Origin of the sequence: Ruminococcus sp. NATIVEDY160 (assembly GCF_045819885.1) — a bacterium.
Taxonomy (GTDB): Bacteria; Bacillota; Clostridia; order Oscillospirales; family Acutalibacteraceae; genus Ruminococcoides.
Genome location: NZ_CP162391.1, coordinates 2,194,481 through 2,209,595 on the forward strand (window position 1 = coordinate 2,194,481; position 15,115 = coordinate 2,209,595).

Here is a 15,115-nt window from a genome sequence, read left to right on the forward strand (position 1 = left end):
ATTATCCTATTGTATTTATCACGTTGACGAACTCGTCAGCCGTTATATTTTTGCTGTCCCAAAATACGCCGTCTATGATTCCGCTCTCAAAATACGACGCGAGCTTTTCGGTGCTCAGCATACCGCCGTAGAACAGCGGCATCTCGATCGGGAAACCCGGAAGAGCTTCCGTTACCGCCCTGCGAATTGTTCTGAACATAGAGAGCGTGTAGTCCCCGTCAGCGGTATAGCCGCCCGTGAAATCCCAAAGCGGGCGGTAGATAGTGCCGATCCTGTAGTGCGCCTCGTAGGGTATCCTCGAGTAGCCTGTCTTGATCTGACGGGCGATTTTCTCTGCCGCTGTGCCGTTCTCCGCCATTTCGCGTGTTTCGCCGACGCAGAGCATGGATTTGAAGCCGAGGTTGAGAATGGTTTCGAGGTTATCGCGTGTCATTTCGTCGGTTTCGCCGAGGAAATAACGACGGTCTGCAAGTCCCGTAATCGCCATATCAGCGCCGATTTCCTTTAGCTTTCCGGGCGTCAGCTCATTTGACACGGGAGTTACAGAAAAGCTCTGAGAGGAAATCTTGACGAGCTTTCTATCGGGGATTGCCGCACACACCGCCTCAAGCGAAACAGCGGGCACAAATACGAAGAGCATGATCTCCTCTTCCCTCTCAAACTGCTTTGTGCGCTCACAGAGATAATTTATTTCCTCGATGATCTGCGGAGTGGTTTTTTCCTGTGTGAAGTTATAGCAATAAAACTTAAGCATCATTTCCTCCCAATCTTAATCAGCATATTATTCAGTCCCAGCGCGCGGGTGTAGCTCACCTTGTCCGCCAGGGTTTTTATCATTTTCAGGTTCGTGAATTCTTCCTCTGTATCCTCAACCGTTGCAGGATCGAAGGCCTCTCCGTCGTCCCTCACAGAAAGAATGATTTCCGCGTCTGTGATACGGCAGATCAGATCGATCCGCGGCTGCTTTTCGCCGCCGTTGAACAGCCTGATGTGCTCAACGGTCTCCTCAGCGAGAATGCCCGCGTAGTCGGCTGATTTGCCCGTTACGCCGTTCTCGCCGCAGAAGGCTATAATCATGTCCGCGATACCGGCAGCCTGTTCCTCGTTCGGGCGAAGGCTCGCATCGAAGAGCACGCTGTGTTCGGTCTGCCTTTCGTGCAGAAGGATACCTGTATACTTGTCCTTTTTGACGCGGTAAACGATAAAGCAAACCAGGAAGGTAATCGCCGCCGTCAGCGCTTCGGAGAACACAAACGCCCAGCTTGTGCCCGAAATACCGAAGCTGTAGGAGAGAAAGTATGCGAGCGGAACGGTAATGACGATTCCGCGCAGAAAGGTAGTGATTACGGAAATCGCCTTTTGCTTTGTAGCCTGCAGGTAGTTCATCGTAACGTAGCACACACCCATTCCTATCAGGCTGAGCGAGAATATCCGCACCGCGGGAATTCCCATTGCCACGCGCTCGGCGCTCGTGACCGAGAACATCGCGAGCAACAGATTCGGAAACAGCAGGATAAATGCGATAATCACCGCGCATGCCGCGCTGACAAACAAAAATGTTTTCCGCAGTACGATATCAATACCCTTGTAGTCGCGCTCACCGTAGAGCAGGCTGACGATCGGAGTCATCGTGTCGCTGCCGCCCGAAACAAACATCGAGATAAAGGTTACGGTGAAGTTGCACACCGAGAACACAGCCATTCCGTCGGCGCCCGTTGCTCCCAGTACAATGCGGTTGAGCAGGATCGCCTTGACGAAAAGCAAAATTGTGTTGACGACCGACGCGATGCCGCTGGTACTCAGCTCGCCGAGATACCCGAAATCCTTTCCCTTGACCGCGACAAATTTCAGCGTCCGCTTTTTGAAGAAAATCAGATAATACAGCTCCATTATAAAGCCGACCACATAGCCCGTTACCGTCGCCAGCGCCGCGCCCGAGGTGTCCATCTTGAATACTCCCATGTAAACCAAGTCCATCAGGAGGTTGACGGCGTTGGAAACAAGCAGAATATTTGCCGAAAACTTCGGCATTCCGTCCACGCGGATAATAAACACGAGGTACGGCACCACGATCATAAACACCGAACCGAAGATATTGAACAGAGCGTAGTGCTTTACGTAGTCATACAGCGCCGCGTTGCTGCAGAGCACCGAGGTTATCGGGTCAATCAGAAGTATTCCCAATATCGTAACTATTACCGAAACCAGCACCGACGCCGCGAAGGACAGCGTAAACAGAGCGTTCGCCTTGCGGTTGTCGCGCTGTCCCTTCGCGATGGAAATGCTTATCGCGCCGCCGATCCCGAACAGGAAGAACAGCGCCTGCATAAAAAGCACAACAGGCTCGGCGAGATTTATCGCTGAAAACGCGTCGTCACCGACAAGCGCCGAGACGATGATTCCGTCCACGAACGAGGCGAGCAGAATCGACATTGAGCTTATGATGGTGGGAAAAAGGTATTCATTGAACTTCTTCCCGAGCAGCGCAGAGTTTCTGCGGAGGTTCATATTTCATCACCGTCCGTTTCAAAGAAGCCCAGTCCGTCAAGCGCGTTCAGGAAGCTGTTCATGTAATCGCGCGAGGTCATCGACCAGCTGAAGCCCATGCGGTACAGCGCCTGAGTGGTATATTCGTTGTCCGTGCCGATCATCTCCACCTTCTTGGAGCTGTCCTTGTTGTCGTACGCGAGCAGAGTCGTCAGCTTCGCCGCCTTTTCGGGGTCGTTCTGAGCGTCGCTGAGCATCGCCGCGAACTCGTCGTCCTCCGCGAGCTTTATGTTCATTCCCATGCGCTTCATTTGCAGAATAATGTCGCCCAAGGGCACGTAGTGGTTGTTGTACGGGTGGAAAATACAGCACTTTTCGGGAGTGGAGCAAAGTCTGACGATAGCCTCGGCGGTTTCATCGATCGGCGCCATTTCAACGGGATAATTCATCATGCTGTAGGGGTACGCGCCGATTACAAGATACGCCCTGAGCCTGCCCATAAAGCCGTTGGAAACGAAGTTGACCTGAAACTCGCCGTCGCTGTCACGCGCTGCAAGGTTGCCGACGCGCATGATCTTGCCCTTGAGGCCGTCCCTTATCGCCTCGAGCACATAGCGCTCCGCGAGGAACTTGCTGTGAACATACTGGTTGTCGATAACCTGTCCGAAATACAGCTTCTGCTCGGTCAGAACCTCGTCGCGCGGCGGATAGTCGTTGACTCTGTCACCCGCTACGCTTCCCGTGGACACCTGAACGATCATGCTGTTGTGTTTCTTGCAGAAATCAATCAGATTTTTGACACCGCCCGCGTTGACGCGCTCGATGTCGTCTGTTTCGGAAAAGTGCTTTACCAGAGCGGCGCAGTTGATAACGGTGTCAACCTGTTTGCCGTCGAGCTGAGTGAACCAGTTTTGATCGGTAATGCTGCCCTCGACGACCGATATTCTGTTTTCAAAGTACCTCTCGAAATCGTCCTCAAAGTAGTAGTACAGCTGACCTCTGAGTCTCTGCTCCGCCGTGGCGCGTCTGGAGCCTCTGAGCAGGCAGTAAACGTTACCGCTGTAGTTGTCGAGGAAGAATTTGAGAATATGTATGCCCAAAAATCCCGTAGCACCCGTAAGCAGAAGATTGCCCACGCGGGATTTTTGTTCTTTAAGAGAATTAAGATTATTGGAAGCGAGAATGCCGTCAAATACGGTATAGTCGTAATCCGAAAGTCCGTCTGAGAACTCTCCCTTGTCGGAGAACTTCGCCGCGATCTTGCGCGGAGTCTTGAGAGCGAAGATATCGCCGTAAGAGACCTCAAGACCCTGTTCGTTTGCTTCTACAAGCACGCTCGTAACCGTCAGCGAGGTGCCGCCCAGATCAAAGAAGCTGCTGTCCGCGCTGACCCTGTCGAGCGAGAGCACATTTTGGAAGATTTCGCAGAGAATCTTTTCCTCACGGGTAACAGGCTCGCTGTACTCCGCCTCAAAGCTGAGCGCCGGCTGCGGCAGCGCCTTAACGTCGGTTTTTCCGTTCGGAGTCTGGGGCATTTTATCAAGCCGCATAATCGCAGAGGGAACCATGTAGGCTGTCAGCCGCTTTGAGATATGCTCGCGCACAAGCTCCTCGGTGACGGAGCTGTCGGCGCTGTAGTAGGCGCAGAGATTGTCGACTCCGCTGATCGGGCGGATCATCGCGACAGCCTGGTTCACTCCATCGCAGGAGAGAATAGCGCGTTCGACCTCGCCGAGCTCGATACGCAGACCTCTGAGCTTGACCTGATTGTCGCATCTGCCCAAGATGACAACGTCTCCGTCGTCTGTCCAGCGCGCATAGTCGCCCGTCCTGTAAATTCTCTCGCCGTTGTAAAGCCTGAAGCTCTTTTCGGTCAGCTCGGGATTATTGAGATAGCCGTCGGCAACACCCGCGCCGCCGACATACAGCTCGCCCACAATACCCGCGGGCAGCGGATTTCCGTCCGCGTCGACGATATACTCCCTGACATTCAGCAGCGGTCTGCCTACGCAAACCTCGTCGGCATGCGTAAGCTCCTTGGCATTGCAGGAAACTGTGATTTCCGTTGGGCCGTAGGTATTGAAGATACGCGCCTTGGTGATTTTTTTCAGGTTTTCGAGCAGCTTCGGCGAATACTTTTCGCCGCCGCACATGATTATTCTGCACTTCGAGAGCACCGCCTTGAATGCGTCGAGCAGCATATACTGCTCAATGCGCGACGGCGTAGCATTTATCACGTCGCCACCCGTGCGCTCAAACAGTGCGCAGAGCTTCATCGGGTCCTTGGTTTCGTCCTCGTCGGCGAGTACGAGCGTCAGACCGTTGCACAGCGACGCGGCGGTTTCCTTAAGCGACATATCGAAGGACACGGTGGTTACCGAAACATAGACGCTTCCTTCGTTCTTCAGCGCGTATATATGCGTGTTTTCGGGGAACGGAGTGAGGTAATTCGCGATGCCCGAGTGTCTGATGACAACGCCCTTCGGTCTGCCCGTGGAGCCTGAGGTGTAGATAAGATATGCTGTATCCTCGGGGCTGATATCGACCTGAGGCTTTTCCGTATTGCCGTTTGTCAGGAGCTGTTCGATATCCAGCTCGTCGTCAAAGCCGCGTTTTTTATCTGTGAGAATGTATTTTGCTTCGCTGTTCTCAAGAATGTATTTTATTCTTTCGTCCGGATATTCGGGGTCGCATGGAATATACGCCGCGCCTGTCTTAAGAACGGCATACATCGCGATGATCTGGCGGCTTGTACGCGGAAGCAGGAAGGCTACTCTGTCACCCTTCTGCACGCCCTTTTCTATCAGCGCGTTTGCAAGGCGGTTGCACTCCTTATCAAGCTGCGAGTAGGTAAAGCTGCCGTCGCAGGCAACAAGAGCTGTCCTGTCGGGATCAGCTGCCGCCTGCTCCTCAAACAGAGCGTGGTAGAGCTTCACTCCGATCTCGCGTTCCTCAACGTGGGAGAAGCCGCTCAGCTTTTCTCTGTCCTTATCGGAGAGCATACTCAGCGAGCAGAGCTTCTGAGAGCCGTCGGAAATGATCGACTCGGCGGTACGCGCAATAGATGCGGAAATGATTCTTGCGAGCTTCTCGCTGTAGAGTGCGGAATTATACTGAACGTTTACCGCGATCCTGCCATCGCCGCCCTCCTCGATATGGACTGACAGGCTGAACTTTGGCAGAGGATTGGTAATGACGTTTTCAATTATCGTTTCGTTTTCCAGAACGGCTGTCTCGTCGACGCCGAGCTGGCAGGCGTAGTTTATTTTTGAAACAAAGCCGTATTGGTCAAACAGCTTTATGAAGGGATATGCGCTGTTCTTCTGAGCCGCGCGCATTGCCGCCGCTGAATCGGAAACAAATTCAAGCGCGGTTCTTTCTGTATCGATAAACGCGTGCAGAGGCAGGCTCTTGACGAACATACCCAGCGAATCTATGTAACGGATATCCTCTCTGCCGCCCGAAATCATCGAGAAATAAACATGGCGGTCAGCGGTGCAGCGGCTGACGGCATATTCGGTTGCCGCAAGGAACAGTGCCGCGGGCGTGAGAGAGTTTTCGCGGCAGAACGAGTCCGCGGCGGTCTTGTCGACATATGTTACAGCCTCGCGCAGGTCGCCTTCCTCGGCGTTGCGGTTTAGGTCAGCGGAAATATCGGACGCGTTCTCGAAGTCGGTGAAAAGCTCCTTGTAATACTCAAGCGCCTGTTTGCCCTTTTCGCTTTGCTCAAGCTGAGCTTTCTCCGCGATATAGCTGTAATACGAAGCGTCAGTTTCGGGTTCGGTGCCGTTTGTGTAGATATCGGCGAGCCGCTTGATAAACGCGGAAAGCGAGAGTCCGTCAAAGATGATATGGTGCGCGTCAAATAGCAGCAGCACGTTCTTTTCAGTGCTTATAATCTCGCAGCGGAACAGCGGGCCGCGCGCGAGGTTGAAGGGTCGTACAAACTCCGCTTCCTCGGCGGCAGCGTCATTTGAGTTCATGGTGAGTACGGGAATGTCGCAGATAAAGTCGTCCATCTGACGCTGAACGATTTCCTTGCCATCAAGCGCGATGACCGAGGTGAGAACGGGATTTGTGTTGATCAGCTTTTCAAGCGCTGATTTGAGTCTGTCAACGTCAGTCCTCTTGGAAAGCGTATATTTCATCGGAATGTTATAAATCAGCGCCTCGTGGCGTTTTACGCTGTCGTAGTAAACCCCGAGCTGCTCAGCGCAGAGCGGAATATTTTCGGTCGGCGCATCGGCGGTCTTGGCTGTATCAGCAGCTTTGCCGCTCCACATCTCCTCGAGGATCATGTTCTCGACCGTCAGCAGCGAGCAGTCGTCGTCCATCAGCTCGGTAACTCCGGCTTTCACGCCGAAGTTTTCGTACAGCTTCGCGGAGAACATAATTGTAGTCAGCGAGGTAAGTCCGAGGAAAACAAGGCTGTCGGTGATATTTTTGCTCTCAAAGCCCGTGATCTCGCTAACCATTGCGCACAGACGCTCCTCAAGCACATTGAGAGCCTTGCCGCTCTGCTGTTCATCTCCGCTCCGGATCGAAGGCTCGGGAAGCTTGCGCTTGTCGACCTTGCCGTTGGGGTTGAGCGGAATCTTGTCTATCTGCATCGTGACGGACGGAACCATGTATTTCGGCAGCTCGTCCGCAATAAAGTTATTCAGCGCGGGAACATCTACCGCCGCGTCGGAAACCACATAGGCAACGACCGCCTTACCTCCGCCGGGCAAATCCTTGGCGATGACCGCAGCGTCCTTGACTGTTTCAAACTCGCGGATACGGCGCTCGATTTCGGTCAGCTCAATGCGGAAGCCGCGGATCTTGACCTGCTCGTCGCGTCTGCCGACAAACTGGACGTTTCCGTCGGGCAGGTAGCGGCATACATCTCCCGTGAGGTACATTCTCTCATAGCCCTCAATGTCAAAGAAAGGATTCGGAATGAATTTCTCCGCGGTCAGATCTTCGCGGTTAAGGTAGCCTCTGGTCACGGGATACCCCGAGATAACAAGCTCTCCGACCGCGCCCGGGGGCAGCAGGCGGTTATACTTGTCGACAATATAAATATCGCAGTTGCCGAAGGACTTTCCTATCGGCACGGAGGTATACTCCTTGTCAAGCACGTAGTCGGTCACGTAGATCGTGCATTCCGTGGGGCCGTAGGTGTTGGCAAACGTGAAATGCGGCGGCGGACACGGCACGAGCTTCTCTCCTCCGACCGTGAACACCTTCATATACGGGCTGTCAGGATAAGCAGTGATATACTGTCTTCCGAGCTGTGTGGTGCAGTCCATCATCGTGATCTTGTTTCCGATAACAAACTCGTTCAAACCGACCAGATCAAGCCTTGTTTCCTCGGGAACGATATACACAGGCGCGCCTGCCGTGAGCGCGGGATAGAGATCCTGCATCGACGCGTCAAAGCCGAACGCTCCGTAGGCGGCAAAGTGATCGTTTTCGGAAATGTCGAACCGCTCGCAGAAGGTAAGGCAGAAGTTGACGAGGTTGCGGTGCTCGAGCATACAGCCCTTAGGCTTGCCTGTCGAGCCCGAGGTGTATATAAGCGCAAACAGCGAATCGGCATTCGGTGCGGTCAGCTCTGTATAGCCGTCGTCGGGAAGATCATAAATCTTATTGGCGGAAATTATTACGCCGTTCCAGCCGTCTATGATAGGAGCGAGCTCGTCGTCGGCGATAACAACGGGAGCCTTTGAGTCCTCAAGCATGTACATCAGTCTGTCCTGAGGATAGTTGCTGTCGAGCGGCTGGCAGCCGCCTCCCGCTTTGAGAACGGCGAGAGTGCATACCGGGAACAGCTCACAGCGCTTTACCATGATTCCGACGGGCACCTCATGGGTAACGCCGTTTTTGGCGAGCAGCTTCGCGAGATTCTCGGAATAGCGGTCAAGCTCGGCGTAGGTCAGGGTTTTGTCCTTGAAGCCTATCGCTATGTTGTCGGGATGCAGCTGTACCTGTCTGCGGAACAAATCTATTAGAGTGAGCGAACGGTCAAACTCAAGGCGGTTGTCGTTTGCCGCGCGGTAGAATTCGAGTTCTCTCTCCTTACAGAAGGTGATCTGACTGAGCGAATCGCACCCGAGCAGACCCTCGATGATGTTTATATAAAGATGAGCAAAATTCTCAATTGTTTCTTTCAGGTACAAATCGGCGCGGTATTCAAACGAAAGCGTGTAGTCGTTCTCTCTTTTGAGCACGTCGAGCGAGAGCTTCGACATCGCGTCGCCCGATTTGTGAATGTGATACGGGATAAAGCTGCCGTCCAGAGTTACGCCGTTGAGCATTTCTCCCTGATACACAAAGATGATATCGGAGTTGACCTCATACTCATTGGCAAGCTGCACGATAGATACGATATCGTGATTAAGGCTGTCGAACAGCAGCTCCTGAACCTTGGCAAGATACGCGGCAACCTGCGCGTTCTCGTCGATATTAACGCACAAGGGCAGAGTGTGAACCAGCATGCCGTAGGTGTTTTGCAGCTCGGGAATATGTCTGCCGTTTTCAACGGTGCAGAACAGCGACTGCTCCTGCCCGCCCTGTTTTGCGAGAGCGTAGGCAAAGGCGCCGAGGAAGAGCGTATTCTCGGTAATTTTCAGCCTTCTGCAGCTCTCGGCAACAGCGGACGCGGACAGATAATCGCCGAGGTTGAGCGCAAAGTGCGCGCCGGTAATCCCGGGCGGATCGTCGATCTGATCGGGGATAATATTCGAGTCTGTCTCAACGCCGGCGAGCATTTTATCGTAAAACTCTTTGCATTCCTCAAAACGCTTGCTCTGCTTGAGCTTCTGCTCGTAGGAGCTGAGCATAAAGCCGTTTACTTCCTCGCGGTCAGGCTCCTCTCCCATATAAATCTTCGCGAGATTGTGAGTGAATACGGAGGTGGAGGTACCGTCTGTGATAAGGTGATGTACGTCGTTAAAGAAATACAGTCCGTCGGGTGTAATAAATATCTTGAAGCGGAAAAGCGGCCCGTGCTCAAAGTCAAACGGCTTTACAAAGGAAGTACACAGCTTGTCCGCGTCGGTTTCGTCGGTGGATTCGATGTCAACCCTGATTTTCATATCCTTTACGGGAACAACGCACGGAACACCGTCAATGACCTTCGCGCACACCTTCATAAAGGGATACAGCGCGGCGGTTTCCTTTACGGCTTTCGCAAGGCGCTCCGCGTCCACACCGAGAGAATTTGGGAAGAACATAGACGCGGGGTTGTTGTACTCAAGGCTCTGTGGCTCCTGAATGTTTGCAAGATATATTCCGAGCTGGGCGTCCGTCATGGGATAGGCGGACTTGTCCTCATACTCAAAGGAAATCTGTTCGCTGTCGCCGACGCTCGCGGCGATCGCCTTCGGTGTTCTCAGCGAGAAAATCTGAGCGGACGACAGCTTGAAATCTTCAAGCTCCTCCTGGAGCATGACAACCTTGATCGAATCGCCGCCGAGCGAGAAGAAATCGTCGTTCACACCTACCCTTTCGAGCTTCAGAAGCTTTTCAAAGGCGGCGCATAACTGCTTTTCGCCATCGGTGACGGGAGCCTCGTACTCGCTGCGGAAATCCGACGCGTCAGGCTCCCTGAGCGCCTTGCGATCGAGCTTTCCGTTCGGAGTGAGCGGAAATTCATCGATCTGAACCAAAAAGCGCGGAACCATATACGGAGGAAATTTCTTCAGCATGCTCTTGCGGATATCCGCGTCGGAAATCTTGCTGTCGGCAGTGAAATAACCGCAGATATATGTCTGGCCGTTATCGTCGGTGAACGCCTGAACAACGGCGGTTTTTATGCCCTTGATCTTGCCGAGCTGAACCTCGACCTCGCCCATCTCAACGCGCTGACCGTTGATCTTCACCATCCAGTCCTTGCGGTTGACATAAACCACGCTGCCGTCGGGCAGGCGCTTGCAGATATCGCGCGTATGCAGCAGCCGCTTGTCGGTTTCGTCCACAGAATAGGGGTTCTCGGTAAAGACCTCGGCGGTCAGCTCGGGAAGATTGATATAGCCGCGCGCCATTGTACCCGCTATGCACAGCTCGCCCTCTTCGCCGTCGGGAACAATTCTGCCCTCGTCGTCGAGCAGCAGCGCCTTAAAGCCGCTCAGAGGTCTGCCGATAGGAGTGTTGTCATAAGCCTTGTCAAGCTCGAAGGTCATGGCGATGCTCAGCAGCTCGCTGAGTCCGTAGGCGTTTTTGATGCGCGCGTACGGGCTGTAGATGCCGCTGATACGCTCGCCGCCCGAATTGATGAGCTTGAGCGTGCTTTCTCTCACGGGAAGCTGTTTGAGCATCTGCGGACTGATGACCGAGGCCGTGATGCCGTGCTTGTCGATATACGAGTCGATAAACAGAATATCCTTGCGCTGTTCCTCGGTGAGAATATGGATCTCGGCGCCTGCCCAAAGCGAAGTGAGGATATCGTGGGACGAAATCGCGAAGTTAAACGGCGTAACGCTCATTTCGATATCGTCAGCCGTCGCGCCTACCTCAAGCTGCCTGACAATCGCGTTTGTAAACGACCAGTGGTCGTGGATAATACCCTTTGGATTGCCCGTTGAACCCGAGGTGTAAATAGCGATCGCTGCGTCCTCCATGTGGATTTCGGGGAACTCCGAGAGGATTTTTTCATCTTCAATATTCTCCAAAAAACTGTCGTCAATAGCAAAATCAGCGCCGCTGTCCTTGATAATAAACGCCACTCTGTCCTTGGGATATTCGGTCGAGAGCGGAGAATAAGCCGCTCCCGCGCGGAGGATTCCGATGATGGATGCGATATACTCCATGCTTCTCTCCAGCACGATAGGATAGATTTTTTCTTTTCGTGCTCCGCTTCTGAGCAGACGCGAGGCGATTTTCGCGCTGAGCTGTTCAAGCTGCGCGTAGGTCATTTTCTCCTCGTTACAAACAAGAGCGGTTTTTTCGGGATACAACGCCGATGTTTGCAAAAAACGTTCAATAAAATTTTGCATGTCCGTGCCCCTTTCAAATTAATAGCTTTTGGTAATTCGCAGAAGAAAATTTGCATAAATATTTTATTTAATTATACATTTTTTCGCACAGTACGTCAAGAAAATTCACAACACGGCACAGATTAAAAGCAATTTCTTTACGAAGCTCAGACCATTGACAGAGTGTTTTTGTTATGGACAAACGGCTGATTATCTGTTATCATTATGTTTGAGGACGAAGAAATAAACAGACGGTTATCAGGGTATTAAAGATGTTCAAGGTAAAAAAGAGAGCGCTGTTATTGATAGCGGGCATCGTATGGCTCATCGCAGGTTTTAACGTCGCGAGATTAGGGATAATCTCCTATTTCGAAATCGAACAGCAATGGTACTGGTATGTCTTATCTGTCGTTATTTTCCTGCTGTTCGGAACGATGTTTTACAAAATGAGCGTAAAACACACAAAAAGAATTATGGGCTACAGCGAAGAACGCCAGCCGTTCTGGCGTTTTTTTGACCTTAAGGCATATATCATTATGGCGGTGATGATGGGCGGAGGAATCGGTCTGCGCGCCGCGGGAGTATTCCCGAACCAATTTGTCGCGTTTTTCTATTCGGGACTCGGATGCGCGCTTGCATTGGCGGGTATCCTGTTTATCAGAAATTTCATATCGTCACGTAACGGATAAATCAGAACTGAAAGGACAGGACAGCAATGAACAAAAAGAAGGTTCTCCTCCGACCGTTACAGGCAGAGGACAGAGAACAGTTTATTCTCGACAATCAGGAAGCGTTCAGATACGGCGCGCTTGAGGAATTCGGCTGCCGGGACACACATTTTGAAGAGGACGGAGAGATAATTTCACGCGATACGATCGGGAAGTCGATCGATACGGGCGAAGCCTACCGCATTATGTGCGACGGTCAAATTGCAGGAAATCGAGGCTATGTATCCTCAGGTGAAGGAATGGGAAACAATTACGCCGTATTTTGAAAAGCGCAACATTCACTTTTACGTCAACCGCTGCGGCTTTCAGATAGTCGAGTTTTTCAACAAACACCATCACCCCGAAAACGCACCGGGAACGGAAAAGGACGATGACAGCGAGATGTTCCGTTTCCGTAAAATCATCAGCTGAAAAAAGGAGATGATTATATGCAAAACAAACCGATTATCGGCGTTATGCCGCTATGGGACGAGCAGAAGAAAAGCGTGTGGATCCACTCCGGCTATATTGACGGCATCATAAAGGCAGGCGGTGCACCCGTGCTGCTTCCGCTGACCGAAGACGAAGAGGTATTCTGCCGCGCGCTTGAGGTGTGCGACGGATTCCTGATAACGGGCGGACAGGACGTTTCTCCAAAGCTTTACGGCGAAAGCGCAAAGTCTGACAATATCAACACCTGTCCCTTGCGCGATAAGCTTGAGGCTGTCGCGATCAAAATCGCGCTGGAGCGGGATATGGCTCTGCTCGGAATATGCAGAGGGCTGCAGTTCCTGAATGTTTCGCTTGGCGGAACGCTGTATCAGGACATTCCCTCAGAGGTTGAAGAACCGCTTGTGCATCTGCATACCCCGCCCGAAAACCCCGTTACGCACGATGTGGTCATCGAGCCCGATACACCCTTGGCATCTGTGATTCAGGAGCAGAAAATCCACGTCAACAGCTTTCAACATCAGGGCGTCAAGGAGCTGTCCTCAAAGCTGAAATGCATGGCGCGCGCGACCGACGGCGTGCTCGAGGCGGCGTATATGACCGGCAAACGCTTTGTCTGGGGAGTTCAGTGGCACCCCGAAATGTCATATCAGACAGACGAGAACAGCTTGAAGATTTTCAGGGCGTTTGTATCATGCGCGAAAAAAGATAAATAAAAAATAAAAGCGGGACAGATACGAAATAGGTATCTGCCCCGCAAAATTTTTCGCGGTCATTTCTTTTTCAGATGATCGAACACATTGTATCTTATTTTTTCATAATTACCCAGAGTCTCGTTAATGATCGTCGAATACGCGAAGGCTCCCGGGTGAGCGGCTATTATTTTCTCCATCGCGACAACCTGGTGCTTCTGAACAACGCAGATGAGCATTTCAGTTTCCTTGCCCGAGAACATGCCCTTAGCCGGGACTACCGTAACGGAGTGCTTGAGCGTGTAGATGATCTCATCGGAAATCGCCTTGGATTCATTTGACACGATCTCAAATTTGATTCGCTGTCTTGAGCCGCGCAGAATGGTGTCGCCGACCTGACTTGTGAGGAATGAATAGATGATACATAGAACCACAGGCTCGACCTTCAGATCATAGACGAAATAAGAGGCTATAGCCACGCCTGTATTCAGCGCGAAGATGATCCATATCAGGTTCTGTTCAGGCCATTTTTTGTGTATCAAGGCGGCGACGATATCCGTTCCTCCTGTACAGCCGTTCAAACGGATAGCGGCTCCGTAGATAATGCCGTTGATCACGCCTGAGGCGATCGGAGCGAGAATCGTGCTGGTTCCGTTGGCAGTTTTATAGCTCAGAAATGACAGGTCAATGACCTTGAATTGAAGCAGCAAAAGCGCGACAGAAAATGTCAGGGCAAAAACCGTCGTCCTAGCGGCAAAGCCCTTGTCCAGAAAAATAAATGCCAGCACACACAGCGGAATGTTTATCAAGAGGCTCATGTAGGCGACGGAGAAATGCAGCTTGTACTGAATCATTGTCGCAATGCCGTTGATGCCTGCGGGCGCAAAGCTGTTTTCAAAAATAAAAATCTGATAGCACAGAGCCATTCCGCACGCTATCGCTATTATTGTAAAATAAATCAGTACCGTTTTAAATATTTTTCTTTGCTTAGATACTTTCGTCATCGGCTGTTCCTCCTTGCAATCCGGAAATGTTACTTGTTATTATTATCTCAGATTCTCTGAGTTTGTCAAGGAATATCACACAGGATTCAGCTGCCAATTTATAACCACTCGTCCCTAAAAACAACCGTTTGTCCCAAAACACTTGTATCAAAATGCATTTGCTTATATGATAATGTTGTATGTGTTTTTAAAGGACATAAATCTATGTAAAAACCGCAAACATATTCGCCGGCTGTCCTCACCGTGACGTTCTCCGTATGCGCGCCGGCTTACACAAGAGGACAAATCTGAAAAAAAGAGGTATTATATGAGAGTCTTATCTGTTATCATCGGAATTCTGATGCTGATCTGCGGTGTTTCCTGTATGTGCACTCCGCTTGTCACCTTCATGGACGCGGGATACTTTATCGTTATCATGGTTGCGGTTTACGGCGTTATCGGAATCGTCAGAGCGATCGCCGAAAAACACTTCGGCGCAGGATTTGTGTTCAGCATTTTGAGCGTGATCTTCGGCGTCACGGTGCTTTTCTTCCCGAGGCTGATGCTGCTTGCCGACGGCATTATGATCTATATGACCGCCGCATGGTTTGTTCTGCAGGGAATCATTTCTGTGATCTCCGCCATTCAGATCAAAAAGGCAACAGGCTCCAAGCTGTGGATTTTGCAGCTTATTTTCGGAATACTCGGCGTGATTCTCGGCTGCTATTCCTTCTTCCACCCGGCACTCGTCGCCGTGTCCATCGGATTCCTGATCGGCTTCTACTTTATCGAGACCGGCTTTGCCATGCTATTCAGCCCCGCCGGCAGCAAATAACATC

The 15,115-nt window shown here is 51.7% G+C and carries 9 protein-coding genes; 5 read left to right on the plus strand and 4 right to left on the minus strand.

Annotated elements, in window-relative coordinates:
• Position 1: 1 nt before the first annotated feature.
• Genes AB1I49_RS10810 through AB1I49_RS10820 form a run of 3 tightly spaced genes read right to left on the minus strand, consistent with a single transcriptional unit; the run spans position 2 to position 11,465 of the window.
• A complete protein-coding gene (locus AB1I49_RS10810; protein ID WP_201426610.1) occupies positions 2–754 on the minus strand; it encodes a triose-phosphate isomerase in 753 nt (250 codons plus the stop codon).
• Positions 754–2,508 (minus strand): MATE family efflux transporter, encoded by a 1,755-nt coding sequence (locus AB1I49_RS10815; protein WP_405318138.1) that lies wholly within the window; start codon positions 2,506–2,508, stop codon positions 754–756. Before AB1I49_RS10815 ends, AB1I49_RS10810 begins: the two co-directional genes overlap by 1 nt.
• The gene (locus AB1I49_RS10820; RefSeq protein WP_407720971.1) at positions 2,505–11,465 is read right to left on the minus strand and encodes a non-ribosomal peptide synthetase; all 8,961 of its coding nucleotides are present in this window, start codon (positions 11,463–11,465) and stop codon (positions 2,505–2,507) included. The genes AB1I49_RS10815 and AB1I49_RS10820 overlap by 4 nt, the downstream gene beginning before the upstream one ends.
• A 251-nt stretch (positions 11,466–11,716) precedes the next feature.
• On the opposite strand from AB1I49_RS10820, the gene AB1I49_RS10825 reads away from it, so the two are divergent.
• The 4 genes from AB1I49_RS10825 to AB1I49_RS10840 are packed head-to-tail and all read left to right on the plus strand — an operon-like array spanning position 11,717 to position 13,317.
• Complete coding sequence (locus AB1I49_RS10825) at positions 11,717–12,133, plus strand: hypothetical protein (protein ID WP_186833347.1); 417 nt, start codon at positions 11,717–11,719, stop codon at positions 12,131–12,133.
• 26 nt (positions 12,134–12,159) lie between these two features.
• Positions 12,160–12,438, plus strand: a complete 279-nt coding sequence (locus AB1I49_RS10830) for a hypothetical protein (RefSeq protein ID WP_407720972.1) — start codon at positions 12,160–12,162, stop codon at positions 12,436–12,438.
• The gene (locus tag AB1I49_RS10835; protein ID WP_407720973.1) at positions 12,392–12,583 is read left to right on the plus strand and encodes a hypothetical protein; all 192 of its coding nucleotides are present in this window, start codon (positions 12,392–12,394) and stop codon (positions 12,581–12,583) included. Before AB1I49_RS10830 ends, AB1I49_RS10835 begins: the two co-directional genes overlap by 47 nt.
• Positions 12,584–12,600: 17 nt before the next feature.
• Positions 12,601–13,317, plus strand: coding sequence for a gamma-glutamyl-gamma-aminobutyrate hydrolase family protein (locus AB1I49_RS10840; RefSeq protein ID WP_407720974.1), 717 nt, complete (start codon positions 12,601–12,603; stop codon positions 13,315–13,317).
• Between the two features lie 56 nt (positions 13,318–13,373).
• On the opposite strand, the gene AB1I49_RS10845 is transcribed toward AB1I49_RS10840, so the two are convergent.
• Positions 13,374–14,297 (minus strand): YitT family protein, encoded by a 924-nt coding sequence (locus AB1I49_RS10845; protein ID WP_186833345.1) that lies wholly within the window; start codon positions 14,295–14,297, stop codon positions 13,374–13,376.
• A 307-nt stretch (positions 14,298–14,604) separates the two neighbouring features.
• Here AB1I49_RS10845 and AB1I49_RS10850 point away from each other — a divergent pair, with 307 nt between their 5' ends.
• Positions 14,605–15,111, plus strand: coding sequence for an HdeD family acid-resistance protein (locus tag AB1I49_RS10850; protein WP_186833344.1), 507 nt, complete (start codon positions 14,605–14,607; stop codon positions 15,109–15,111).
• The last annotated feature ends 4 nt before the right edge of the window (positions 15,112–15,115 follow it).

Excerpts from the sequence above, each read along its gene's own strand:
- AB1I49_RS10810 (WP_201426610.1), bottom strand. The coding sequence starts at position 754 with ATGCTTAAGTTTTATTGCTATAACTTCACACAGGAAAAAACCACTCCG.
- AB1I49_RS10815 (WP_405318138.1), bottom strand. The coding sequence starts at position 2,508 with ATGAACCTCCGCAGAAACTCTGCGCTGCTCGGGAAGAAGTTCAATGAA.
- AB1I49_RS10820 (WP_407720971.1), bottom strand. The coding sequence starts at position 11,465 with ATGCAAAATTTTATTGAACGTTTTTTGCAAACATCGGCGTTGTATCCC.
- AB1I49_RS10825 (WP_186833347.1), top strand. The coding sequence starts at position 11,717 with ATGTTCAAGGTAAAAAAGAGAGCGCTGTTATTGATAGCGGGCATCGTA.
- AB1I49_RS10830 (WP_407720972.1), top strand. The coding sequence starts at position 12,160 with ATGAACAAAAAGAAGGTTCTCCTCCGACCGTTACAGGCAGAGGACAGA.
- AB1I49_RS10835 (WP_407720973.1), top strand. The coding sequence starts at position 12,392 with ATGTATCCTCAGGTGAAGGAATGGGAAACAATTACGCCGTATTTTGAA.
- AB1I49_RS10840 (WP_407720974.1), top strand. The coding sequence starts at position 12,601 with ATGCAAAACAAACCGATTATCGGCGTTATGCCGCTATGGGACGAGCAG.
- AB1I49_RS10845 (WP_186833345.1), bottom strand. The coding sequence starts at position 14,297 with ATGACGAAAGTATCTAAGCAAAGAAAAATATTTAAAACGGTACTGATT.
- AB1I49_RS10850 (WP_186833344.1), top strand. The coding sequence starts at position 14,605 with ATGAGAGTCTTATCTGTTATCATCGGAATTCTGATGCTGATCTGCGGT.